Consider the following 24,147-nt stretch of genomic DNA (forward strand, 5'->3'; position numbering starts at 1 on the left):
TACCCCGTCGAGCGCATGATGCGCGACGCCAAGATCACCCAGATCTACGAAGGCACCAACCAGGTCCAGCGCATCGTCATGGCCCGCAACCTCCCCTAGGCAAGGAGAAAGGGCGCCCCTCCGTCCTGCGGAGGGGCGCCCTTGTCACATCCGTACGGCTGCGGCTCGGGTCAGCGGTCCGACGTGACCGTGACCTTCTCGTCGTTCTGGATCTGCGAGACCAGCTGCTTCACCTTCGGCATGTCCCACTTCAGCGAGCCCTGCGGCGCGCTGCCCGAGATCGGGATGTTCATCGACTTCCCGTCGCCGCCGCTGATGCCCTTCATCGCGAAGAACATCTGGCCGAGGTCGTAGAGCGACATGTCCTTGTCCACGATCAGCGTGTCCAGACCGGCGCCGAGCGTCGGGTACAGCGCGAACGGGTTGAGGATCGTGCTCGGCGTCGCCGCCTGGTTCGCCAGCGCGGAGAGGAACTTCTGCTGGTTCTTGGTCCGCGCCAGGTCCGACTCGGCGAACGCGTACCGGGTACGGACGAAGGCGAGGGCCTGCTCGCCGTTGAGGGTCTGCTCGCCCGCCTGGAAGTCGGCGCCGGACTTCTTGTCCTTGAAGCCCTTCTCGATGTTCATCTCGACACCGCCGAGCGCGTCCACGATGTTGGCGAAGCCGGCGAAGCCGATCTCCGCGTAGTGGTCGATGCGCAGCCCGGTGTTGAACTCGACCGTGCGGACCAGGAGCTCCGGGCCGTCCATCGCGTACGCCGCGTTGAGCTTGGAACCGCCGCGCGCCCCGTACTTCTTGCCGGACTCCGAGCCGACGAAGGACGGGATGGTGACCCAGGAGTCACGCGGGAGCGAGATCATCGTGTTCCCGCTGGAGCAGGCCGCGAGGATCATCATCGAGTCGGTCCGCTTGCCCTCGGCGGAGCCGGTGTGGAGCTTCTTCTTCTCCTCGGCCGACATGCCCTCACGGCTGTCGGAGCCGACGATCAGGTAGGTCGTGCAGTCGCCGGCCGCAGGCCGCTCGATGACCTTGGAGAGATCGACCTCGTTGCGCATCCGGGAGCTGGCCCAGGCGTAGGTGCCGACGCTCCAGCCCAGCAGCGCGACGACCAGGACGATGGAGCCGATCTTGATGCGGCGGCGCCAGTCCGGGGCCGGGCGGCCGGCCGGCTGGGGCGCGTACCGGGGGTCGTGCTGCGGCGGTACGGTGCCGTGGCCTCCGCTCTGGTGGCCGCCGCCGTAGACCTGCCCGGTGTTGTAGCCGCTGTCGTACCCGGTGGCCTGTTGCTGGGTGAAGTTCGGGTTGTAACCCTGGCCCTGCCCCTGGTCGTACCGCGGGTCGTACTGCGGCTGCTGGGGCACCTGCGGGCGCTGTACATGGCGCATCCGGCGAGCGCCCTCGGGCTGCGAGTTCGCGCCGCCACGGCCGTATCCGCTGTCATCGGGCCAGTCATTCATGCGGACCAGTGTGCAGGCCGCCTCCCGGGGGCCGACAGGGCGGGTGGGGAATCGGGGCGGCGCTGTTGCCAAGCTGATGCAAAGGGGACCGGGTCGGGACCCGGCATAAGGTGGAGGGCATGACAGAACAGGCCCAGCGCACGGACCGTCCGGAGACCGAAATTCCGGGCAAGCCCACCTCCGCGTCCCGCACCACGCTCAGCCACATCATGACCAGCCACGACACCAACCTCCTCGGCACGGTGCACGGCGGCGTGATCATGAAGCTGGTGGACGACGCGGCGGGCGCCGTCGCGGGCCGCCACTCGGGCGGGCCGGCCGTGACCGCGTCCATGGACGAGATGGCGTTCCTGGAGCCGGTGCGCGTCGGTGACCTGCTGCATGTGAAGGCACAGGTCAACTGGACGGGCCGGTCCTCCATGGAGGTCGGCGTGCGGGTCATGGCCGAGCGCTGGAACGAGTCCACCCCCGCCCAGCAGGTCGCCTCCGCCTACCTGGTCTTCGCCGCGGTCGACGCCGACGGCAAGCCGCGCCGTGTCCCGCCGGTCCTCCCCGAGACCGAGAAGGACAAGCGCCGCTACCAGGAGGCCCAGATCCGTCGCACCCACCGACTGGCCCGCCGCCGCGCGATCATGGACCTCCGGGAGCGCCGCGCTGCCGAGGGCTACGAGGACTGACACCGACGCCCCTGCGGCGCGCCCCCGGACCCGGCGCATCCCCAGGCCCGGCGCGCCCCCAGACCCGCCGTGCCCCCAGGCCCGGCGCACCCCCGGACCCGGCGCACCCCCAGGCCCGGCCCGCCTACGGGCAGACCACGCGGTCGCCCGTGACCGCCTCGAAGGCGCCGCTGGGCTGCTCCTCCGCCCGTACCGGCTTGACGCTTCTGTAGTCCAGACCGGCCACCACCCGCAGGGTCCGGCCCCGCCCCTTCACCGGCCGGAGCTCCGCGCCCGGCAGCGCCGCCGCCAGGGACTTCGCCGAGCGGTCCCAGCGCGGGTCGTACTCCACCAGCGTGCGCCGCACCTCCGGGCCCTCCCCGGTGCGCGGCGCCCGCGTCGTGTCGAACCCCGTGGCCCGCAGGGCGTCGTCCACCCTGCGGCCCAGGCCGTCCGTCCGGGTCCCGTTGTAGACCTGCACCCGGATCGTCTTCGGTGCCACGTCGACGACCGTCCCGCCCGGCGTGCCCTTCGCCTTCGCCGGCGGCGCGAGCGGCCGGTCGTCGCGCAGCGCCTGGAACAGCCGCTGCGCCTTGGGCGCGTCCCACTTCACCGTGGAGCCGATCCCCTTCACCGGGAAGCTCACGTCCCCGAGCGGTACGGAGACGAACTCCGACGACGCCGGGTCGAAGCCCCGCATCGCCCTGGCGAGGCCCAGCAGCTGATCCGTACCGAACCCCCGGTCCGCCCGTACCGAGCCGAGCATGGTCGTGGAGACCTGCCGGAAGCGGACCGGGTTCAGCAGCACCCCGCCGCTCGTCACCCGGTCGATCAGCGCCGCGAGGAACCGCTGCTGGCGCTCCATCCGGCCGAGGTCCGCCGCCCCGTCCACATGGCGCGCGCGCACGTACTGGAGCGCCTGTCCGCCGTTCAGATGGTGCGGCCCGGCCGCCAGGTCGAGCCCGGTGTACTTGTCCTTCATCGGCCGGACGGTGCAGATGTCGACCCCGCCGACCGCGTCGACCGTCTTCATGAAGCTGGTGAAGTCGACCTCCAGATAGTGGTCGATCTTGACGCCCGTCATGTTCTCGACGGTGCGGACCGTGAGCCCCGGCCCGCCCTCGGCGTACGCGGCGTTCAGCTTCACCGGGTGCGCCTCGTGACGCTTCCCCGTGGTCGCGTCGACGTGCGCGGGCATCTCGGCGTACGAGTCACGCGGCAGGCTCACCACGCTCGCCCGCTCCCGGTCCTCGCTGATGTGCACGAGCATCACGGTGTCGGTGCAGTGACAGGGCGCCCCGCCCAGCCGGTACGCCTTGCGCTGCTGCCTGGTGAGGCTGTCGCGCCCGTCCGTGCCCACGAGCAGCAGGTTCATGCCGTGCCCGCCCTGGGGGCGGTTCTTCATGTCCTTGAACGGGTCGACCCGGTCGATCCCGGTGTCCAGGCCGGTGACCAGTGCGTGCCCGATCCCGCCGGCGCCCAGGACGAGCACGGACAGGGTCGTCGCCATCCGCATGCCCCACCGTGGTCGCGCGGCCCGTCTGACGCGGCGGGCCGCCGGTACGGGACGGGCGGCCGGGCGGCGGCGAGGCGCGCGGGGCGGTGTGGGCACCGGGGGACACCTCCGCGGGTGGGACAAGGGGGCCGTGAGCACCGTAGGCCCATACGATCAGCGCAAGGGTGCGGCGGTCCGCGTGACGCGCTTCGTGTCCCCCGTTCGCGGTAACGTGGCCGACGATTCTGCTGTCTCCCGGGGGCGACCCCCGGAACCCCGAGGATTCCATGCAGCCCCCCGTCTCCGTGATCATGCCGGTCCTCAACGAGGAACGGCACCTGCGCAACTCGGTCCGTCACATCCTCGAGCAGGAGTACGACGGCGAGATGGAGGTGGTGATCGCGCTCGGCCCGTCCACGGACCGTACCGACGAGATCGCCGCCGAGCTCGTACGAGAAACCGCGTCCGACAACCGCAAGCGGGTCCACACCGTGGCCAACCCCACGGGCCGCACGCCCGCCGCCCTCAACGCGGCGATCAAGGCCTCCCGCCACCCCATCGTGGTGCGGGTCGACGGTCACGGCATGCTGTCGCCGGACTACATCGCGACCGCCGTCCGCCTCCTTGAGGAGACGGGTGCGCAGAACGTCGGCGGCATCATGCACGCCGAGGGCGAGAACGACTGGGAGCACGCGGTCGCCGCCGCGATGACCTCGAAGATCGGCGTCGGCAACGCGGCCTTCCACACCGGTGGCGAGGCGGGCCCGGCCGAGACCGTGTACCTGGGTGTCTTCCGGCGCGAGGCGCTGGAGCAGCAGGACGGCTACAACGTCGAGTTCATCCGCGCCCAGGACTGGGAGCTGAACTTCCGGATCCGCGAGGCCGGCGGCCTGATCTGGTTCTCGCCCGAGCTGCGCGTCCAGTACCGCCCGCGGCCGAGCGTGCGTGCGCTGGCGAAGCAGTACAAGGACTACGGCCGTTGGCGCCATGTCGTGGCCCGCTACCACCAGGGCTCCATCAACCTGCGCTACCTCGCCCCGCCGACCGCCGTCTGCGCGATCGCGGCCGGCGTGGTGGTGGGCGCGGTCCTCACCCCGCTCGGTTTCCTCGTCCCGGCCGGCTACCTGGCCGCGATCACCGCGGGCTCTCTCCCGGCGGGCAAGGGCCTGCCCCTGAAGGCCCGCCTCCAGATCCCGGTGGCCCTCGCGACGATGCACATGTCCTGGGGCTACGGCTTCCTGACGAGCCCGCGCGCGCTGGCGAAGAAGGTCATCGCGAGCCGCCGCCCGTCGGTGCCGGCCGCCAAGGTCTGACGCTCCCGCCACGCACACGGCGACGGCCGGGCCCCTCGGGGGCCCGGCCGTCGCCGTCTTCGTACACCGCGCGCGGGAGCGTCAGCTCTTGCCGTCCCACTTGTAGACGCTGTAGACGTCCATGCAGTCCACCTTGTCGTCCGCGCCGTCCGGCAGGTCGCCCGCCTCGCTCTTCGGCTTCTCGTACGTGGCGCCCGTGCGCCAGTCCGCGCCGACGACCAGCGTGATGTTCTCCGCCTTGGCGTCCGCGCGGACGGCCGAGTCGGGCAGACCGAGCGCCTTGGCCACGGAGAGCGCGTCCGCCTTGCCCTGGTCGCCGTCCGCCTTGGGGTACTTGACCACGGTGTCCTTGCGGGCCTCGGCGGCCTTCGAGGACTCCGCCTGCGTGAAGCCCTTGTCCTGCAGGGTCTGGGCCAGCGTGCCCGCCCGGCCCTCCGTGGGCGGCAGGCCGTCCCCGCTCGTCCCGTTGACGACCGTGACGTCGAGCGTCGCGGGCGCGGCCGCGGCCGGGCCCTTCGGCTTCGCGGAGGCGGACGGCTTGGCGCCGGCCGGGTCACCGTTCTTGTCGAAGGCCACGTCGTCGCGGAGCATCGACCACATCTTGTCGGCGGCGCTCTCGACCATGACGAGCTTGTTCCTGTCCTGCGACCACTCGGCCGTCGGGACGGTCGCCGTCGTGAGACGGTCCAGCTTCACGTTCTTGAGCTGCATCGACAGGTCGAAGAGCTTCGACACCGAGCGGATCTCGTCCGAGACCTGGAGCGCCTGCGTGGCGGTCTCGGCCAGCCCCATGAGGCGTCCGGTGTCGGTCCAGGCGTTCTGGCTCTGGAGCTTCTCCATCATGCCGTTCATGTACATGTGCTGGGCCTTGGCGCGGTTCTGGTCGCTGCCGAACGCGTGCCGGGTGCGCAGCCACTGGAGGGCCTGCTCACCCTTGATCTCGGTGGTCCCCTCCTTCAGCTTCAGGCCGGAACCGCCCTTCTGGAGCCGGGTCGACTTGTCGTGCACACCCGTCTTCACACAGACCGGTACGCCGCCGACCTCGTCCGCCATCGCGACCACGCCCGCGAAGTCGACCATCATCCAGTGGTCGACGTAGACGCCGGTGATGCTCTCCCACGTGGTGAGGGTGCAGCCCGGACCGCCGCGCTGCAGCGTCTCGTTGATGGGGCTGGTGGTGGTGGCCGGGAAGCTCTGGCCGTCCTTGTCCTTGCACTGCGGGATCTTGACGATCGTGTCGCGCGGGATGGAGATGATGTTGGCGTTCTTGCGGTCCGCCGAGATGTGGAGCAGCATCTGCACATCGGCGAGCGGCTTGCGGTCCCGCTCGTTCTTGCCGCCGCCGAGGGCCACGTTCTTGGCGTCGGCGCGGCTGTCGGAGCCGATCAGCAGGATGTTGAGCGGGGTGTCGCCGAGCGCGTTCGGCGCGGTCTTCTTCACACCGCTGTCGCCGCCGGCGCGGCTACCGCCGCGGATGTTGTCGTTGAGGTGCTGGTAGTACAGGTATCCGGCGGCAGCCGTGCCGAGTATCAGCAGCGACAGGGTCGCGGCGACCCAGCGCAGCACCTTGCGTTTACCGCTCTTCCTGGCACGCCGGCGCGGCCCTTTGCGACGGTGGTTCGCGCGGCCCTCGCCGCCCCCGCCACCGCTCGCGGCGCCGCCTGCGGTGTCCTCGGCGGCCCTGTCGCCGCCGGCCGTGGATTCGCCCGTCGTCGACGTGCCGCCCCTGGTCCCGCGACGCCTGGACCCGTCGGTCCTGGCTCCGCCGCGCGAACTCCCCTCGGCCTCGTCCTCGTAGAGCGTCTCGTCCCAGCCCAAATCACGGGCGTGCGGGACGCGTCCCCGGGTCCCCTCCCCACGCACGCTGTTCTGTCCCACCCCTGGTCCCCCTCGTCTCAGGAGTGCGCCACGGCCCGGTGTTTCCGGGTCACTGGGCGCACACCTTCTTGTCTGCCGTCTGCGCACCTTCCGGCGCCTTTGCCGGACCGGTGATGGGCACCCCCGCCCCCTTGAAGTCGGAGCCGAGGACGAGCGTCATGGGTGCGAGCGCCTCGGCGTCCTGTGTGCCCGGCTTGAGAGCCGTGGCGGGCAGACCCATCAGGTCTGCCAGCTTGCGGGCCTGATCGGCCTGGTTCGGTGCGTACTCGAGCGTGGTCTTCGCCGCCTTCTCGGGGGCGTTGCTCTTGTTCGTGGACCGGGTGACGCCCTGCTCGACCTGCAGCCAGTTGATCGTCGACTGGGCGGCGCCCTGGATGCCGCTGCCGTTGTAGACGTCGACGCGCACCTCGCGCGCGGTGGACCGCTTGCCCTGCAACAGGGCGGCCTGGGCGTTCTTGGCGTCCTGCTGCTTCTTCTTCACCTCGGTGAGGGAGATGTCGGACTTCAGGTTCGCGAAGAGCTGCGGCGCCTTGACCGGGTCGGGCACGACCGTGGCCTTGATCTTCTCGGCCGGGTTGTCGATGACCGGGAGCGTCGTGAACGTGATGTTCTTCGCGTCGATCTTGGCCAGTTCCTCGCCGAGGGACTTGAGCTTCCCGATGCTTCCTATGCCGGAGTCCACGGTCAGCGCGTTGGTGGCCGCCTCGGCGAGGTCGAGCAGCTTGCCGGGACTGGTCAGGGTCTCGTCCGACTTCATCTGCCGGATCATCGAGCTGAGGAACTGCTGCTGGACCTTGATCCGGTCCAGGTCGCTCTCGTTGCCGAAGCTGTGGCGCGTACGGACGAAGGCGAGGGCCTGCTCGCCCTGGATCGTCGACTCGCCCGCGGGCAGGTTGAGCTTGGAGTCCTTGTCCTTGACCGGCTTGACCAGGCAGACCTTCACGCCGCCGACGGCCGTGGTCAGCTCCTTGACGGCGTTGAAGTCGGCCATCATGAAGTGGTCGACGGTCACCCCGGTGAGCTTCTTGACCGTACGCATGGTGCAGCCGGGGTCACGGTCGGACTGGCCGAGGCTGACGTTGAACCGCTCGTCGGCCTGGCCCGGGATGGTCTTGATGGTGCCGTCCGGCATCTTCGTCTGGCACTCGGGGATCTCGGTCTTCAGGTCGCGCGGGATGGACATCGCCGTGGCGTTCGTCCGGTCCTTGGAGACGTGGAAGAGGATCGTGGTGTCGGCGTGGCCGGGGCTGTTCTTGTCGCCGTAGCCCTCGTTGCCGTCACCGGTCCGCTTGTCCGTGCCGATCAGCAGGATGTTGACGGCCTGGTCCTTCTTGAACCCGGTGCTCTCGGCACCGACGACGTCGACCTTGTTGATGTTCCCGTTGAGGTGCTCGTAGTACGCGTACGCGCCCACGCCGCCGGCGACGAGCACGAGCGCCATCGTCCCGCCGGTCCACAGCAGGACCTTCTTCTTGCGGGACTTCGCGGGCTTGCGCTTGCGGCGGCCCGGCTGCGGCTGCTGCCCGCCGGGGCCCTCGGGCGCACGACGGCGGCGCTGGCCGGGGACGGGAGCCTCGGCCGGCGCGCCGGTCGTACGGGAACGCCGGTCGGTGCGGGAGCCCTCGGCGGAGCGGGAGCCCTCCGCGGATCTCGGGCCCGGAGTGGTCGCGCCGCGGGGGCGGGACTGCGGTGCCGACTGCCCAGCGGAGTGGTTCAGTCGCAGTTCGTAGTTGCCCGTTCGCGGGTTGAGGACCCACTGGTCGGCGGGGTCGATCTCATCCGCCTGTCCACGGCTGTGCGCGTCCACGGTTACTTGAATCCTCCGTCGGTGCCACGCGAGGCGCCTCCCCCGGTGGGCGCTCGGTCGTTCGATCCATTGAGTGCGCGACCACGAGGTCGGAAGCACCGGATCGCGTCACACTATCCGCCCAGTTCAGCGTGGGGCGACGTCCGTGACAAATTCCACGCCCCTTACAACTGGGCAATTTGCCCAAACCCCTTCTGCCGCCCTCTTCCCCTCCAACTCCTTGGGCGCTCCTTTACTCACCCACCCCTAGGCACACGCTCCGTCCGCCGCGTTGCGCCCCGAGAACGTCGGTGTCGGCGCGGGATTCGGGCCGTTCACGGCACCCGGCCTCCCGTCGCTCTCCGTGCCCGGTGTCACGGTGACGGGCTTGTCCTCGCGCAGCTGCTTGAAGAGTTGACTCGCAGCAGGTTGTACGAGTTCGTCCCGGTTCGGGTCGTACGAGTACGGCCGGCGCGGCACCGTGAGGAACTGCACCTTCTCCGTGGGCACCGAACGCATCGACCGTGCCAGGTCGTAGAGATCCCGCAGCGAGTCGAGCCCCGGGTCGGTCGTGATCGACTTCGTCGCCGCGTCCAGGACCGGGTACAGCCGGGTCGGATTCAGCAGGACGCCGTTGCTCTGCACCTTGCTGACCAGGGCGCCCAGGAACTGCTGCTGGCGGTCCATGCGTTCCGTGTCGCTCCCGTTGCCGAGCGACTTGCGGGCCCGTACGAAGCCCAGTGCCTGCTCACCGTTGAGCGTCTGGCGCCCGGCCTTGAGCCGCAGCTTGGCGGCCTTGTCGTCGATCGCCTCCCGCAGGCAGATCTCGACACCGTCGACGGCGTCGACCATCTTCTTGAAGCCCCGGAAGTCGATCACCATGTGGTGGTCGATCCGGATCGCGGTCAGCCGCTCGACGGTGCGGATCGTGCAGGCCGTGCCGCCGATCTCGAAGGCCGAGTTGAACTGGGCGAATTGTTCCCGTGTGCGCGTTCCGTCCGGAGTGCGGCAACTGGGCATGGTCACCATCAGGTCGCGCGGGATGGAGACGGCCGTCGCGCTCGACCGCCCCGCCGAGATGTGCAGCAGGATCGTGGTGTCGGAGCGCTGGGTGCCCTTGTCCTTTCCGTACTTGGTGTTGCCCGCTCCGGTCCGGGTGTCGGAGCCGATGAGCAGGATGTTCTGCGCCCCCAGCGCGCCGGCCGCGGGGCGCTCCTTCTCGTATCTGAGCAGCTCCGCGGCGGCGTCGGTGTCGGTGGTGATGTTGCCGTCGAGCTTGCGGTAGAGCCACCAGCCGACTCCCGCGGCGGCGAGGAGGACGACCGAGACCCCGAGTGCCGTCCAGCGCAGCCAGTGGCGCTTGCGCGGGGCCTCCGGTTCGGCGGGCGTGCCGGGACTGTCCGTCACGTCTGAGTCCATCCTTCGCGGCGTCGGCGGCGCCCCCGGGGGCCGCCGTTCGAAGAGTGAGACGGCCGAACCAGGCGCCTGGTTGTGCGGGAGGGGGTGCGTACCCGCCGATCATGTACCGGAGTTGAGGCGCGGACCCGAGGACTCGGCGAGTCGGTGCGCCATACGGGTGGAACGTCGGTGGCTTGTCCCGCGGCGGCCCGCCGTCAGCCGGCGGTCGTCGTGACGCGCTCGCTCTCCACCCGCTTCCCGAGCGCCTCGGGCGCCAGCAGGTCCAGGTTCCGGCACAGGACGACGGACCCGCCGGCCGCCAGGGGCGCGTACAGCCCGGCGGAGAGTCCGTCCCAGGTGTCGTACGGACGCCCGGAGAGGAGCCGCGCCCCGGGGGTGAGGCCGAGCGCCGCCGCGTCCGCGCGCGCCCGCTCGACGAGCTGCGCGCCCGTCAGTTCCGTACCGCCGACGAGGAGGGCCGGGGCGTCGGCGTCCACCGGGACGAACGGGGCGAACCGGTCACCCTGGCTCGGTACCTCGACCGCGTAGTCCGCGTAGCCGGCGGGCGCGGCCGGGAAGCGGCGGCCCAGCGGGGCGAGCGAGAGCGCGATCCGGTCTCCCGGGCAGGCCAGACCGGCGTCGAGCGTGTCCGGCCCCGCGACCACGTAGTCGGCGTCGGCCGGGTCCCCGCCGAACTCCGCGGTCACTCCCACGGAGGAGCAGGCGAGCAGCCAGACCGCGGTCTGCCAGTGCGCGGGCAGCAGCAGCGCGAGCCGGTCGCCGGGGGAGGCCGACAGCTCTCCCTGGAGGAGGTTGGCCGTCTTGGCCACCCAATTGGCGAAGGTGGCCACGGACAATTCGACGCGCTCACCGGTGGCGTCGTCGTAGAAGGTGACCAAGGGGCGGGCCGGGTCCGCGGCGAGCGCGGATCGCAGCAGGTCGGCGGGGGTGCGGTCGCTGGCGTTCACGCGGGCAAGGGTACGCGGGGAGGGGGGCGGGGACCCCCCGTACCGGTGACGCCGTCCTCCGGTCGGCCCGACGGGCCGTCAGTTTCCGTGCCCGATTCCGCCGAGCGGAACCCGCGGGGCGTACGGAGGATCGCCCCATGCGTGCCTACCTCGCCACCTCCATCGCCGTCACGTGCGCGACGGCGCTCGCCCTTCCGTTCTCCCTCGCGACCCCCGCGGGGGCGCTGCCACTCGGCGCGGCCGCCGCGCCGGCGGCGGTGCCACCTGCCGCGGATCCCGCCGCGGACCCGGTCGTGCACCCCTCTGCCCGGGAAGCGGCGCCGGACGCCGTCCCGCAGGAGACCGACGTCGCCGGTTCCACCCAGTCCCTGCCGCTCGCTCCCCTCGGCGACGGCCGCCGTGCGGTCGGCGGCGCCGGCGCCGGGGTCCAGGGCCTGGCCCGACGGGACGTCAGGCCCTTCTCCCTCGTGGGCGTCGTCTGGGACGACGCCCGTGCCCACCTCCACGGCACGGTCCAGGTGCGTACCCGGGCGACCGGGAACGCGCAGTGGTCCGCGTGGCAGGACGTCGAGATCCACAACGACGACCACGGGGCCGACCCCGGCACCGCGGAGGCCGCCTCGGGCGCGCTCCGCGGGGCCACGGCACCGCTCTGGGTCGGCGACTCGGACGGCGTCGAGGTCCGCGTACGGCCGGACCACCAGGACGACATCGCCGCGGCGGTGGCCGAAGCGCTCCCGGAAGGCCTCCGTATCGAGCTGGTCGACCCGGGACCGGAGCCCGCCGCCGCCCGGGGACCCGAGCCCCGCGCCGGGCTGGCGCACGGAGCGCGCACGGTGCACCGCGCGCCGACCGCCGAGGAGGCGGCCGCCGCCTCCGTGAACGCCCAGCTCGCCTCCGTCGGTACGGCGGTGATCCCGGCGGCAGCCGCGGCGAAGCCGTACATCGGGCCGCGCCCGAGGATCATCACCCGCAAGGGCTGGGGCGCCGACGAGCGGCTGCGCGAGAAGGGCTTCGTCTACACCAAGGCGGTCAAGGCCGCCTTCGTCCACCACAGCGCGACCGGCAACAACTACACCTGCAAGCAGGCGCCCTCCGTCCTCCGCAGTATCTACCGCTACCACACCCAGAGCAGCGGCTGGCGTGACTTCGGCTACAACTTCGCCGTCGACAAGTGCGGAAACATCTACGAAGGCCGCGCCGGGGGCGTGGCCAAGCCGGTGCGCGGCGCCCACACGCTCGGTTTCAACACCAACAGCATGGGCATCGCCGTCCTCGGCACCTACGGTTCGACGACTCCACCGGCCGCCGTCGTCACCGCCGTCGCCAAGCTGACGGCGTGGAAGCTTGGGCTGCACGGGGTGAATCCGAAGGGGAAGACGACACTCGTCTCCGCCGGCGGGAAGTACAAAAAGGGCAAGAAGGTCACATTCAACTCCATCGCGGGACACCGTGACGGCTACTCCACGGCCTGCCCCGGCGCCCGCCTCTACGGCAAGCTCGGCACCGCACGCACCGCTTCCGCGAAGTACCAGGGGCGGTGATGCGATCGCCGGTCCGACCATCTGCATAAACTGACCGGTCATATCGCCCGGACGAGCGAACGAGACAACGTGACGGGCGATGAGACCGGCCCCGGACAGGAAGCAGAGACGACAGGTGACAGAAGCGATCCTCCTGGTCGGTGGCAAGGGCACACGGCTACGCCCGCTGACGGTGAACACCCCCAAGCCGATGGTCCCCGCGGCCGGTGTGCCGTTCCTGACGCACCAGCTCGCACGGGCCAGGGCCGCGGGTGTCGAGCACGTGGTGCTCGCCACCTCGTACCTGGCCGAGGTCTTCGAGCCGTACTTCGGGGACGGCTCGTCGCTGGGGCTCAGCCTGGAGTACGTCACCGAGGAGGAGCCGCTCGGCACGGGCGGCGCGATCCGCAACGTCGCCTCGCGCCTGCACTCCGGCCCGGACGACCCGGTCCTCGTCTTCAACGGCGACATCCTGACGGGCCTGGACATCCAGGCCCTGGTCGCCACCCACGACTCCTCGGGCGCGGACGTCTCGCTGCACCTGACCCGGGTCGACGACCCGAGGGCGTTCGGCCTGGTCCCGACGGACCCGACCGGGCGGGTCACGGCGTTCCTGGAGAAGCCGCAGACGCCCGAGGAGATCGTCACCGACCAGATCAACGCGGGGGCGTACGTCTTCCGCCGCTCGGTCATCGACACCATTCCGGCCGGCCGGCCCGTCTCGGTGGAGCGCGAGACCTTTCCCGAGCTCCTCGCCACCGGCGCGCACCTCCAGGGCCTGGTGGACTCCACGTACTGGCTCGACCTCGGCACCCCGCAGGCCTTCGTGCGCGGCTCCGCGGACCTGGTCCTCGGCCGCGCCCCGTCCCCGGCCGTCCCCGGGCGCTGCGGCGACCGTCTGGTCCTCCCGACGGCCCGCGTCGCCCCGGACGCCAAGCTCACGGGCGGCACGGTCGTCGGCGCCGACGCCGTCGTCGGCGAGGGCGCCCGCATCTCGGGCTCGACCCTCCACGCGGGCGCGATCGTCGAACCGGGCGCGGTGATCACCGACTCCCTGATCGGCGCGGGCGCCCGCATCGGCGCGCGCACGGTCCTGACGGGCGCGGTCATCGGGGACGGCGCCCAGGTGGGCCCGGACAACGAACTCCGCGAAGGCGTCCGCATCTGGTGCGACACCACACTCCCGGCCCGAGCGATCCGCTTCTCGTCGGACCAGTAGCGCCGCCGTCCCGTGTGGGCATTCGTCCCGCTGGGGCTGGGGGTCCCCCCGGACGACGTCTGGGGGAGGGTGGGCACGCGGGACGGCGCCCTGGCGGGCGCGTCCGGTCCTTGCGCCCGTGCCCTGGCGGGCGGCGCCTTCTCGGGGCCGTCCGCCAGGGGCCCGGATACGCTCATACACATGGCCGGCCGCTTCCCACCCCGCACCCCCAGCACCCGCACCCCCAGCACCCGCACCACCGTGCGCGGCGGCCACGTCCCCGTACCCGCCGCCCGGTCGGACGCCCCGGTCGCCCCGGTCGCCCGGGGTGCGACCCGCCGCTGGACCCCCGACGCGCCCACCGACCTCGGCCTCACCCTCGGGCCCCTCCGCCGCGGCCCCGCCGACCCCACCTTCCGTACGACGCCCGACGGCTCGGTCTGGCGCACCGCCCGCACCCCGGAAGGCCCCGGCACGCTCCGGGTCGCCCTCCGGCAGGGCACGGCGGAGGCCGAGGCCTGGGGGCCGGGCGCCCAGTGGCTGCTCGACGGGCTGCCGCGGCTGCTCGGCGCCGAGGACGACCCGGACGCCTTCGTCCCCCGCCACCGGCTCCTCGCCGCCACGCACCGCGCCCGGCCCGGCCTCCGGCTGACGCGCACCGGCCTGGTGATGGAGTCGCTGATCCCCTCGATCCTGGAGCAGAAGGTCACCACGGACGAGGCCTACCGCGCCTGGCGGCTGCTCGTACGGAAGTACGGCGAGCCCGCCCCCGGCCCCGAGGGCCACCGCCTCCACGTGGTGCCCGACGCCCGTACCTGGTCGCTCATCCCGTCCTGGGAGTGGCACCGCGCGGGCGTCGACAACAAGCGCGCCGCCACGATCCTGCGGGCCGTCAAGGTCGCCCGTCGCATGGAGGAGGCGGCGGCCATGGAGCCCGAACAAGCCCAGCGGCGGCTGGAGTTGATCCCCGGCATCGGCCCCTGGACCTCGGCCGAGACGGTCCAGCGCAGCAACGGCGCGCCGGACGCGGTCTCCGTCGGCGACTACCACCTGCCGTCGATCGTCGGGTACGCCCTCGCGGGCGACCGGACCGCCGACGACGCGGCGATGCTCGAACTCCTCGCCCCGTACGCGGGCCAGCGCCATCGCGCGGCCCGCCTCGTCCTCCTCAGCGGCCGCGTCCCCCCGCGCCGCGCGCCCCGGATGACGCCGGGGAACATCGCGGCGCTCTGAGGCCGTTCACCGGCCCTCCGCCGGGACGCGTCAGCGCACCTCGATGAACCGGCCCGCCTGCCGTGTCGGCCGGTCCTTCGGCGGCGCCGCCGCGTGACCCACCGCCACCGCGCCCATCGGGTCCCAGTCCGCCGGCAGCCCGAGGACGTCCCGCACGACCTCGCGGCAGAACATCGTCGAGGACACCCACGCCGAACCCAGCCGCTCGCCCGCGAGAGCCACCAGGAAGTTCTGCACACCCGCGCCCGCCGCGACCACGAACATCTCGCGCTCGGCGGCGTCGCGCCGCGGGTCGCCGTAGTGGTGCGAGCCGTCCATGACGAGACAGGGCACGACGAGGTACGGGGCGTTGCGCAGCACGTCGCCGCGGCGCACCCGCTTGGCGATGGACTCCTCCGACTTGCCGTCCCGCCGCAGATCCGCGATCCACGCCTCACGCATCGCGTCCAGCAGCCCGGTGCGCGAGGCCTCCGACTCCAGGAGCACGAACCGCCACGGCGTGGTGTGGTGCGGCGCCGGAGCCGTGACGGCGGCGGCGACCGCACGCCGTACCGCGCCCGGGTCGACGGGCTCGTCGGTGAACTCCCGGACGGTACGCCGCAGGGTCACCGCCTCCCGGACCGCCTCGGAGGTCCCGAGCCGGAACATGTCGTCTGCGGCGCCGCGCACCAGCGCCCGCGCACCCTCGTCGGCGGAACCGTCCACCACGTGCGGCAGCCCGCGGACGACGGCGACCGGGAGGCCCTTCGCCTTGCCCTTCACCAGGTCGCCCGCGGCGGCGAGTTCGTCCGCGGTGGCGACGACCGTCGCGCTGAGCGGATTGCCGTACGCGTCCGTGCCCCCGCGCAGGTCGTCGAGGACGCGGACACCGGCGGCGCCGATGGCCACGTCGGTGAGACCGCTGCGCCAGGGCCGCCCGAAGGTGTCCGTGACGACGACACCGACGTCGACGCCGAGCGTGTCGCGCAGCCCGTCCCGTATCGCGCGCGCCGAGGCGTCCGGGTCGAGGGGCAGCAACAGGACCGTGCCGGCGGGGGTGTTGGACGCGTCGACCCCGGCCGCGGCCATGACGAGGCCCTGCCGGTTCTCGACGATCCGCAGGGGACCGCGGCGCGCCACCACCCGTACCGTCTCGGCGTCGATCGCCTCCTCCCGGTCGTCGGCGGCGATCACCCGCCCCTCGGCCTTGCTCACGATCTTGGAGGTGACGAGCAGGACGTCCCCGTCCCGCAGACCGGGGGAGACGGAGGCGATCAGCTTGGCGAGATCGTCCCCGCCGCGTACCTCGGGCAGCCCGTCGAGCGCCCACACCCGATAGCCGCCCGGGGCCGGGTCCCCCGCCGTGCCGTCCGCAGGACCCGTCATCCCCGGACCTCCTCCGCCAGCGCCAGCGCCTCGCGCGCCATCGCCGCCGTCGCGTCCAGGTCGGTCATCATCAGCGGCACCGCCCGGCAGCGGATCCCTGCCGACTCGACGTCCTCGACGACGCCCGCGTCCACCGTGTCGACCAGCCAGCCGTCCAGCAGCCCCGAGCCGTAGTGCCGCGCCACCGCCGCGGCCGTGGACTCCACGCCCACCGCCGCGAGGACCTTGTCGGCCATGCCCCGCACGGGCGCGTCGCCGACGATGGGGGAGAGGCCGACCACCGGCACGTCCGCCTCGGCGATCGCCTCGCGGATGCCCGGCACGGCCAGGATCGTGCCGACCGACACGACCGGGTTCGACGGCGGGAAGAGGATGACGTCCGCCTCGGCGATGGCCTCCAGGACGCCCGGCGCGGGCTTCGCGGCTTCCGCGCCGACGGCCACCACGGCCTGGGCGTCCACGGACGCCCGCAGCTTCACCCAGTACTCCTGGAAGTGCACCGCCCGCGACTCGCCGTCCACCTCGATGGCGACGTGCGTCTCGACGCGGTCGTCGGACATCGGCAGCAGCCGTACGCCCGGCTGCCAGCGCGCGCACAGCGCCTCGGTCACCGCGCTGAGCGGATAGCCGGCGCCCAGCATCTGCGTACGGACGATGTGCGTGGCGAAGTCGCGGTCGCCGAGACCGAACCACTCGGGTCCCACCCCGTACGCCGCGAGCTCCTCCTTCACCGTGAAGGACTCGTCCTCGCGGCCCCAGCCCTGCTCCTCGTTGATGCCACCGCCGAGGGTGTACATCACCGTGTCGAGGTCCGGGCAGACCTTCAGCCCGAAGAGATGGATGTCGTCACCGGTGTTGCCGACGACCGTGATCTCCGCGTCCGGAGCCGCCTGCTTGAGGCCGCGAAGGAAGCGGGCACCACCGATGCCACCGGCCAGAACCACAATGCGCATGTGGATCAGTGTGTCAGGCCGGCACGGCTCAGGGGGCGGCCGGGGCCAGGCCGACCGGGGCCGCCGGGGCCAGCGGGGCGCACTGCGCTTGCAGGGACTCGTGCGTGGGCATCTCGGTGAGGCCCGGGTAGTAGACGTGCAGGCTGACCGCCGGTTCGAGGGAGTCGTTGACGACCTCATGGATGTACCCCGGCGCGAAGACCCGCGTCGCGCCCCCGCCGAGCTTCCGTACGCCCCGTTCCGTACGCTCCGTCAGCTCACCCTCCAGGACGGTCAGTACGCCGGAGGACGGGCCGTGGTCGTGGAGACCGCTGCCCTGGCCGGGCACCCAGGAGAGCAGCCAGACCTCGTAGCCGGGGCCGGTGCGCAGCCGGTGGTACCAGCGGGTGGTGGCGTCGTACTCGACATGCGGGGCCCACTGCGCGCGGTCGGCGGCGAGGGAACGGGCGAGGCCGACGAACTCGGCCACGGTGGAGGGGTGCTCACGGGCCGGCTGCAGGAGGTGCTGGACCTCGAGGATGTCGCCGGCGATCTGAAGGTCGCTGTCGCTGTTCATGGGTGCGGTGGTTCCTCGGCAGTAACAGAAGTCGTGGCGGGGGTCACGCAGAGAACGTTCAGGGGGTTACACGGGGCAACGCAGGGAACGCGGGCAACGCGGGAGAACGGTGCTGGAGCTCGGGGGCATCAACAGCTGGAACAGCAACAGCAACAGCGCGCCTGGACAGCGCGGCGGTACCCACGGGCGTGGGTCGCGGAGGGCGCTGAGGTCGCTGGCATGGCATCAAAGGTGCAGGGAGGGCCACCCGACTGTCAACTCAATGCCCGTTTTGGGGCTAATGTTTCACCTCATCCGGTTACAGAGGCGGAAGAAAGGTTTGTTCAGCCGCCGAGCGGGAGACATGGCGCAACATCCGTGCCCGTAAACGCGGCTGGGGTCCCGTGATCAGACTGTGATCCGGATCGCTTCCGCGGCGGAGTCGCAACAAGATCCACACTTCGGGCGTCTCTCTCTGTAAGAGGGAGCGGTGCGGTCAGGCCGGTGGCATGTGTCAGGTTTTTGGTGATTTGAACACTTTCCGCATAGCCTTGGTTCCGCAGAGTGAATACCGGACCCAATAGCAGATTCCGGCTTGACTCGCACAGAGCACAAACTTGTAATTTCACTCGTGTCGTTCGACCGGCAGCGGGGACGGCAACATCACGGGGACGCGAAGAACAGACGAGGGGCGCACATGACCGAGTTGTTCCAGGAACTGCTGGTCGAGGACGCGGACGAGGAACTCGGCTGGCAGGAGCGCGCACTGTGCGCCCAGACCGATCCCGAGTCCTTCTTCCCCGAGAAGGGCGGCTCGACCCGCGAGGCCAAGAAGGTCTGCCTCGCCTGTGAGGTCCGCTCCGAATGCCTGGAGTACGCCCTGCAGAACGACGAACGATTCGGTATCTGGGGCGGTCTGTCGGAACGCGAACGCCGTCGCCTCAAGAAGGCGGCCGTCTGACCGGCGTCCCACCCGCCGAACCACCCACACCCGTACACATCGAACGGTCCGCCTCCTGTGCTCCGCCCACAGGAGGCGGACCCTTTTCCTGGCAGCCGTTAGTGTGGGGCCCCGTCCGAGACGTACCCACGCCCCCCGCGGGCGACCCCCGGCCGGAGGGCCCGTACCTCGATGTCCTCAACTCCTGAGTTTCCGCGACACGTCGTCACCGCCGTGCTCGTCGCCCACGACGGCGCCCGCTGGCTGCCGGACGCCCTCGCCGGGCTGCTCGCCCAGGAACGACCCGTGCAGAACGTCGTCGCCGCCGACACCGGCAGCGCCGACGAATCCGCGCAGCTCCTCGCCGACGCGATCGGCGTCGACCGTGTGCTGCACCTCGCGCGCCGTACGGGCTTCGGCGCCGCCGTCGAGGAGGCCGCGCGCACCGCGCCCGTGCTCGGACCCGAGGAACTCACCTATCTCAAGCGGCCCAGCGGCTGGGACCCGGTCAGCAGGACCTGGAGCGACGACGCCTACGACCTGCCCGAACTCCCGCACGGCGAGCCCGTGCAGTGGCTCTGGCTGCTCCACGACGACTGCGCCCCCGAGCCCGACGCCCTCGCCGAACTCCTGCGCGTCGCCGACGCGGACGCGTACGCGGCAGTCGTCGGACCCAAGCTCCGCGGCTGGTACGACCGCAGGCAGCTGCTCGAAGCCGGCGTCTCCATCGCCCGCAGCGGCCGCCGCTGGACCGGCCTCGACCGCCGCGAACAGGACCAGGGCCAGCACGACCAGGTCCGCTCCGTCCTCTCCGTCTCCAGCGCCGGCATGCTCATCCGCCGCGACGTCTTCGAGGAGCTCGGCGGCTTCGACCGGCGCCTGCCCCTGATGCGTGACGACGTCGACCTGTGCTGGCGCGCCCACGCCGCCGGCCACAGCGTCCTCGTCGCCCCCGACGCCGTCCTGCGGCACGCCGAGGCCTCCGCCCGCGAACGCCGCACCGTCGACTGCGCGGGCCGCTCCGTGGCCAACCCGCACCGCGTCGACAAGGCCGGCGCCGTCTACACCCTCCTCGCCAACAGCCGCGGCGCCACCCTGCCGTACGTCCTGATCCGGCTGATCGTCGGCACGCTCCTGCGCACGCTCGCGTATCTCGTCGGCAAGGTCCCCGGCCAGGCCGTCGACGAGGTCATGGGTCTCTTCGCCACCCTGCTGCGCCCCGAGAAGATCCTCGCCGCCCGCCGGCGCCGCAAGAACCCCGCCGTCCCCGCGAGCGAACTCCGCGCGCTCTTCCCGCCGCCCGGCGCCACCGTCCGCGCCACCGCCGAACAGGTCGTCGCGAACTTCGCCGGCTCCGACGCCGATTCCGGCGGATCGCGCCACGGCGCGGTCGAGTCCGGCCCCGGCGGCGACGACGCCGACTTCCTCGAAGTCGAGCAGTTCGCCCGGCTGAAGAAGATCGCCCGCAAGCCCGGGCCCGTCCTCTTCGCCCTGCTCCTGCTCATCTCCGTGGTGGCCTGCCGCGGTCTGTACGGCGGCGGTTCGCTCGCCGGCGGCACCCTGCTGCCCGCCCCCGACACCGTCTCCGAGCTGTGGGGACGGTACGCCGACAGCTGGCACGCCCTCGGCACCGGCGGCACCCAGACCGCACCGCCCTACCTCGCCGTGCTGGCCGGACTCTCCGCCCTCTTCCTCGGCTCCACCTCCTTCGCGCTCACCGTGCTGCTCGTCTGCTCGGTCCCGCTGGCCGGCTTCACCGCCTACTTCGCCGCCCGCCCGATCGTCGAGTCCCCGCTGCTGCGCGCCTGGGGCGCCATCGCGTACGCCTTCCTGCCCGCCGCCACCGGCGCACTCGCCGCCGGCCGGCTCGGCACCGCCGTCCTCGCGATCCTGCTCCCGCTGATCGCCCGCGCCGCCGTCGCCGCCCACGGCCTGACCGGCGGCCCCGACGGAGCCCGCGGCAGCTGGCGCGCCACCTGGGCGTACACCTTCCTCCTCACCTTCACGATGGCGTTCACGCCGATCGTCTGGCCGCTCGCCGTCGTCCTCGGCATCGCCGTTCTCGTCCTGCGCCGCGACGACATCACCGCCTACGGCCTTCGCTTCCTCGCCACCGTCGGCACCCCGGTCCTCGTCCTCGCGCCCTGGTCGCTGTCCCTGCTGACCGGTCCCTCCGCCTTCCTTCGCGAGGCCGGACTCGACATCCGTACGGGCACGGCCTCCGCGCTCGACCTGCTCGGGATCAGCCCCGGCGGCCCCGGCACCACCACCGGCGGGCTCCTCCTCATCGGCATCGTGCTCGCCGCGCTGGCCGGACTGCTGCGCGAGGAGCGCCGGTTCGCCGTCGGCGCCGCCTGGACCGTCGCCCTCGTCGGTCTCCTCTTCGCCGCGCTCTCCAACGGAGCGGGCGGCACCGGCTGGGCCGGTCCCGCCACCCTCGTCTACGGCGCGGCCCTGCTCGCCGCCGGCATGATCGGCGCCGAGCGCGGACGCACCCGCGTCGCCGCGCACGGCTTCGGCTGGCGTCAGCCGGTCGCCGCGCTCATCGCGCTCGCCGCCGCCCTCGGCCCGGTCGTGGCCGCGGCCGGCTGGATGGTCGGCGGTGCCGACGGCCCGCTGACCCGGCGCGACCCCGTCCAGGTCCCGGCGTTCGTCGCCGAGGAGAGCGACACCGACGACCAGCCCCGCACCCTCGTCCTCGGCGGCACCTCGCCCGGCGAGGTCTCGTACACCCTGGTCCGCGGCTCCGGCGGCCGTCTCGGCGACGCCGAACTGGCCGAGGCGGGCGGCAGCGACGCCGGCCTGGACAAGGTCGTCGCGCACCTGGTGGCAGGCTCCGGCGCCGACCAGACCGAGGAGCTCAGCGGCTACGCGATCCGCTACGTCCTCGTACGGGACGGGGCCCCGCGCCAGATGAGCCGCGTCCTCGACGCCACTCCCGGCCTCAGCCGGCTCAGCCAGCTCGACGGCAGCGCCCTGTGGACCGTCGCCCGCGAGCGCGTCGTCGCCCGCGCCACCATCGTCCCGGCGGCGAAGGCCACGGACACGGCGAAGCCGGCGGACCCCGCGAAGCCGGCCGACGCTGCGGCCGGGCCGGTCGCCGTCGCCGCCGGCCCCGTCGAGGCGCACACGAAGATCCCGTCCGGCCCCGCGGGCCGCGTCCTGCGCATCGCCGACCGCGCCGACGAGGGCTGGACCGCCACCCTCGACGGCAAGGAGCTGACGCGGACCACCGTCGACGGCTGGGCGCAGGGCTTCGAACTCCCCGCCGAGGGCGGCAGGCTCGACCTCACGTACGACCAGCCGCTCACCCACACCCTGTGGATCTGGGCCCAGGTCGGTCTCGCCGTCGTCCTGCTCGTCCTCGCCCTGCCGGGGCGGCGCCGCGAGATCGACGACGACCTGCCGGAGGAGGAGGTCGCCATCCCCGCCCAGGCCATGGAGGGCGACGGCCGCCGCGCCCGCCGCCTGCGCGCCGCCGCGGAGGCCGAGGCCGCCGCGGAGGCCGAGCAGGAGCGGGACCCCGAGCTCGTCCCCGTACCGCAGGAAGGGGCAGGGGCACAGGAGCAGGCGCAGGAGCAGGCGCAGGCCTACGCGCCCGCGGACTGGCAGGACCAGCAGCACCAGCAGGACCAGTACGCGCAGCAGGGCTACTACGCCCAGCCCCAGCAGTACGCCGAGTACGGCACCGATCCGTACCAGCAGCAGTACGAGCAGTACCCCCAGCAGGGTTACGACCCGCAGCAGGGCTACGACCCCCAGCAGTACGAGCAGTACCCGCAGCAGGGGCAGCAGCAGGGCTACGACCCGCAAGCGACGTACGACCCGTACACCTACGGCTACGAGACCGAGCAGCGTCCCGACGGGAGCAGCAACCAGTGAAGCGCCCCACCCTCTCCCTGATCGCGGTCGCCACCGCCCTCGCCGCCGTCACCGGCTTCGCCGCGCTGACCGCGCCCGACGGCTCGGCCACCGCCGGGGCCAAGGCTCCCGCGAAGCTGCCCGTGGAGCGCTCCAGCCTGCTCTGCCCGGCGCCCAGCACGTCCGAGGTGGCCGAGACCGACTACACCTCGTTCACCCCGGGCGCCACCGGCAGCGGCTCCGCCAAGCCCGGTACCGCCGCCAAGGCCGAACTCAAGGCCGCCGCGGGCGCCGCCACCCCCGGCGGCACCGCGGCGAAGAAGCCCGCGGCCGTCAAGGCACCGGCCACCGTCACCGAGCCCGGCAAGCCCGTCGCCGCCGAGGCCAACGGCCCCACGGCCCCCGCCCTGACCGGTTCGGCCACCGGCGGCCTCGCCCCCGGCTGGACGGTCCAGCAGACCACCGTCGTCCCGGCGGGCGGCTCGCGCGGCCTCCTCGGCGTGACCTGCACCGCCCCTGACACGGACTTCTGGTTCCCGGGCGCCTCCACGGCCAAGCAGCGCCAGGACTACGTCCACCTCACCAACCCCGACGACACCGCCGCCGTCGCCGACATCCAGCTGTACGGCGCCGAGGGCGAACTCGCCTCGCAGCTCAACGACGGCATCCCCGTCCCGGCCCACTCCACCGTCCCCGTCCTGCTCTCCACACTCACCGGCGCGGCACCGGCGGCCGACGTGACCGTCCACGTCACCACCCGCAGCGGCCGGGTCGGCGCGGTCGTCGGCTCCGCCGACGAGAAGCTCGGCAGCGACTGGCTCCCCGCCACCGCCGACCCGGCCTCCACCGCCGTCCTGCCCGGCATCCCCGCCGACGCGACCTCCGTGCGCCTCGTGGCGTACGCGCCCGGCGAGGACGACGCCGAGCTGAAGATCCAGCTGGTGGGCGAGGCCGGCACGATCGTCCCGGCCGGCGCGGAGTCCCTGCACGTGAAGTCGGGCATGACCGCGGCCGTCGACTTCCCGGACCTCACCCGCGGTGAGGCCGGCGCGCTGCTGCTCACGCCCTCGGACCCCAAGAAGTCGGCGTCCTTCGTCGCCGCGCTGCGCGTCGTGCGCGGCAAGGGCGACAAGCAGGAGGTCGCGTACATCCCGGCCACCGCGGCCATCGGCGCCCGCGCCACCGTCGCCGACAACCGCGCCGCGGGCTCGACCCTCACGCTGACGGCGCCGGGCGCCGCGGCCCAGGTCAAGGTCACCGCCTCGGCCGGTACGGGAGGGGGCACGCCGGTCTCCAAGACCGTCACGGTCAAGGAGGGAACGACGACGAAGGTGACCGAGCTGGTCCCGGCCGGCCTCAAGGGCTCCTACGCCGTGACGGTCGAACCGGTCTCGGGCGGCCCGGTCCACGCGGCCCGCATGCTGGCCCTCCCGGACGACGGCATCCCCATGTTCACGATCCAGACCCTGGTGGACGACCGGGGCACGGTAGAGGTCCCGAGGGCGAACCAGGACCTCTCGGTCCTGGACGACTGAGCCGGACCCAGTCCTGCCCGTACCGGACTCAGTCCTGCCCGTACCGGACCCAG

The 24,147-nt window shown here is 72.4% G+C and carries 18 protein-coding genes; 9 read left to right on the forward strand and 9 right to left on the reverse strand.

The annotated features are described in order from the left end of the window. A partial coding sequence (locus ACFVGW_RS34945) for an acyl-CoA dehydrogenase family protein (protein WP_155525297.1) occupies nucleotides 1–99 on the forward strand: 99 nt, incomplete at its 5' end. Between the two features lie 71 nt (nucleotides 100–170). On the opposite strand, the gene ACFVGW_RS34950 is transcribed toward ACFVGW_RS34945, so the two are convergent. Then, nucleotides 171–1,457 (reverse strand): LCP family protein, encoded by a 1,287-nt coding sequence (locus ACFVGW_RS34950; RefSeq protein ID WP_385854823.1) that lies wholly within the window; start codon nucleotides 1,455–1,457, stop codon nucleotides 171–173. 119 nt (nucleotides 1,458–1,576) lie between these two features. Here ACFVGW_RS34950 and ACFVGW_RS34955 point away from each other — a divergent pair, with 119 nt between their 5' ends. After that, nucleotides 1,577–2,134, forward strand: a complete 558-nt coding sequence (locus tag ACFVGW_RS34955) for an acyl-CoA thioesterase (protein WP_352192998.1) — start codon at nucleotides 1,577–1,579, stop codon at nucleotides 2,132–2,134. 124 nt (nucleotides 2,135–2,258) lie between these two features. On the opposite strand, the gene ACFVGW_RS34960 is transcribed toward ACFVGW_RS34955, so the two are convergent. Further along, the gene (locus ACFVGW_RS34960; protein ID WP_385854824.1) at nucleotides 2,259–3,629 is read right to left on the reverse strand and encodes an LCP family protein; all 1,371 of its coding nucleotides are present in this window, start codon (nucleotides 3,627–3,629) and stop codon (nucleotides 2,259–2,261) included. 266 nt (nucleotides 3,630–3,895) lie between these two features. On the opposite strand from ACFVGW_RS34960, the gene ACFVGW_RS34965 reads away from it, so the two are divergent. Beyond that, entirely contained in the window at nucleotides 3,896–4,921 is a 1,026-nt protein-coding gene (locus ACFVGW_RS34965; RefSeq protein WP_383229242.1) for a glycosyltransferase family 2 protein, read from the forward strand. A gap of 81 nt (nucleotides 4,922–5,002) precedes the next feature. Here ACFVGW_RS34965 and ACFVGW_RS34970 read toward each other — a convergent pair whose 3' ends face one another. The 4 genes from ACFVGW_RS34970 to ACFVGW_RS34985 all read right to left on the reverse strand — a co-directional run bounded on the left by ACFVGW_RS34970 (nucleotide 5,003) and on the right by ACFVGW_RS34985 (nucleotide 10,951). After that, on the reverse strand, nucleotides 5,003–6,799 hold the full coding sequence (locus ACFVGW_RS34970) for an LCP family protein (RefSeq protein WP_385854825.1): 1,797 nt from the start codon (nucleotides 6,797–6,799) through the stop codon (nucleotides 5,003–5,005). A gap of 49 nt (nucleotides 6,800–6,848) precedes the next feature. Continuing rightward, a complete protein-coding gene (locus ACFVGW_RS34975) occupies nucleotides 6,849–8,606 on the reverse strand; it encodes an LCP family protein (protein WP_383295746.1) in 1,758 nt (585 codons plus the stop codon). Between the two features lie 246 nt (nucleotides 8,607–8,852). Beyond that, nucleotides 8,853–9,992: an LCP family protein gene (locus tag ACFVGW_RS34980; RefSeq protein WP_385854826.1), complete on the reverse strand. Its 1,140-nt coding sequence runs from the start codon at nucleotides 9,990–9,992 to the stop codon at nucleotides 8,853–8,855. 206 nt (nucleotides 9,993–10,198) lie between these two features. Further along, nucleotides 10,199–10,951, reverse strand: a complete 753-nt coding sequence (locus tag ACFVGW_RS34985) for a TIGR03089 family protein (RefSeq protein ID WP_385854827.1) — start codon at nucleotides 10,949–10,951, stop codon at nucleotides 10,199–10,201. Nucleotides 10,952–11,088: 137 nt separating this feature from the next. Here ACFVGW_RS34985 and ACFVGW_RS34990 point away from each other — a divergent pair, with 137 nt between their 5' ends. The 3 genes from ACFVGW_RS34990 (at nucleotide 11,089) to ACFVGW_RS35000 (ending at nucleotide 14,905) form a co-directional block, all read left to right on the forward strand. Then, entirely contained in the window at nucleotides 11,089–12,495 is a 1,407-nt protein-coding gene (locus tag ACFVGW_RS34990; protein ID WP_385854828.1) for a peptidoglycan recognition protein, read from the forward strand. Nucleotides 12,496–12,610: 115 nt separating this feature from the next. After that, complete coding sequence (locus ACFVGW_RS34995; RefSeq protein ID WP_383229248.1) at nucleotides 12,611–13,693, forward strand: sugar phosphate nucleotidyltransferase; 1,083 nt, start codon at nucleotides 12,611–12,613, stop codon at nucleotides 13,691–13,693. A gap of 180 nt (nucleotides 13,694–13,873) precedes the next feature. Then, nucleotides 13,874–14,905, forward strand: coding sequence for a DNA-3-methyladenine glycosylase family protein (locus ACFVGW_RS35000; RefSeq protein WP_385854829.1), 1,032 nt, complete (start codon nucleotides 13,874–13,876; stop codon nucleotides 14,903–14,905). A 30-nt stretch (nucleotides 14,906–14,935) separates the two neighbouring features. Here ACFVGW_RS35000 and ACFVGW_RS35005 read toward each other — a convergent pair whose 3' ends face one another. The 3 genes from ACFVGW_RS35005 to ACFVGW_RS35015 are packed head-to-tail and all read right to left on the reverse strand — an operon-like array spanning nucleotide 14,936 to nucleotide 17,779. After that, nucleotides 14,936–16,270, reverse strand: a complete 1,335-nt coding sequence (locus ACFVGW_RS35005; RefSeq protein ID WP_385854830.1) for a coenzyme F420-0:L-glutamate ligase — start codon at nucleotides 16,268–16,270, stop codon at nucleotides 14,936–14,938. Beyond that, on the reverse strand, nucleotides 16,267–17,223 hold the full coding sequence (gene cofD, locus ACFVGW_RS35010) for a 2-phospho-L-lactate transferase (protein WP_383295762.1): 957 nt from the start codon (nucleotides 17,221–17,223) through the stop codon (nucleotides 16,267–16,269). The genes ACFVGW_RS35005 and cofD overlap by 4 nt, the downstream gene beginning before the upstream one ends. 28 nt (nucleotides 17,224–17,251) lie before the next feature. Beyond that, nucleotides 17,252–17,779, reverse strand: coding sequence for a cysteine dioxygenase (locus ACFVGW_RS35015; RefSeq protein ID WP_385854831.1), 528 nt, complete (start codon nucleotides 17,777–17,779; stop codon nucleotides 17,252–17,254). A 676-nt stretch (nucleotides 17,780–18,455) separates the two neighbouring features. On the opposite strand from ACFVGW_RS35015, the gene ACFVGW_RS35020 reads away from it, so the two are divergent. The 3 genes from ACFVGW_RS35020 to ACFVGW_RS35030 all read left to right on the forward strand — a co-directional run bounded on the left by ACFVGW_RS35020 (nucleotide 18,456) and on the right by ACFVGW_RS35030 (nucleotide 24,094). Then, nucleotides 18,456–18,719, forward strand: coding sequence for a WhiB family transcriptional regulator (locus ACFVGW_RS35020; protein ID WP_015033978.1), 264 nt, complete (start codon nucleotides 18,456–18,458; stop codon nucleotides 18,717–18,719). Nucleotides 18,720–18,890: 171 nt separating this feature from the next. Further along, a complete protein-coding gene (locus ACFVGW_RS35025; protein WP_385854832.1) occupies nucleotides 18,891–22,580 on the forward strand; it encodes a glycosyltransferase family 2 protein in 3,690 nt (1,229 codons plus the stop codon). After that, nucleotides 22,577–24,094, forward strand: coding sequence for a DUF5719 family protein (locus ACFVGW_RS35030; RefSeq protein ID WP_385854833.1), 1,518 nt, complete (start codon nucleotides 22,577–22,579; stop codon nucleotides 24,092–24,094). The genes ACFVGW_RS35025 and ACFVGW_RS35030 overlap by 4 nt, the downstream gene beginning before the upstream one ends. Nucleotides 24,095–24,147: the final 53 nt, after the last annotated feature.

The organism is Streptomyces sp. NPDC127129 (assembly GCF_042671585.1).
GTDB lineage: Bacteria > Actinomycetota > Actinomycetes > Streptomycetales > Streptomycetaceae > Streptomyces.